Source organism: Dactylosporangium aurantiacum (assembly GCF_000716715.1).
Lineage (GTDB): Bacteria > Actinomycetota > Actinomycetes > Mycobacteriales > Micromonosporaceae > Dactylosporangium > Dactylosporangium aurantiacum.
The window spans coordinates 1-263 of the sequence record NZ_JNYJ01000194.1 but is presented as its reverse complement, the minus strand read 5'-3'; the positions used below and the strand labels follow the sequence as shown (position 1 = coordinate 263).

At 66.5% G+C, this 263-nt stretch carries 1 protein-coding gene; it reads left to right on the top strand.

Annotated features, from left to right (window positions below; genetic code table 11):
• Window positions 1-263, top strand: a 263-nt coding sequence (locus OP18_RS50870; protein WP_245635832.1) for a methylmalonyl-CoA mutase family protein, incomplete at both ends; no start/stop codon positions are given.

Below are 263 nucleotides of genomic sequence, written 5' to 3'. Positions count from 1 at the left end.
CCGGGGACGTCGGCATGGCCGGCGTCGCCATCGACTCGATCCTCGACATGCGGCAGCTCTTCGACGGCATCCCCCTGGACCGGATGAGCGTGTCGATGACCATGAACGGGGCCGTCCTGCCCGTCCTGGCGCTGTACATCGTCGCCGCCGAGGAGCAGGGGGTCACGCCGGAGCAGCTGTCCGGCACGATCCAGAACGACATCCTCAAGGAGTTCATGGTCCGCAACACCTACATCTACCCGCCGGCACCGTCGATGCGGATC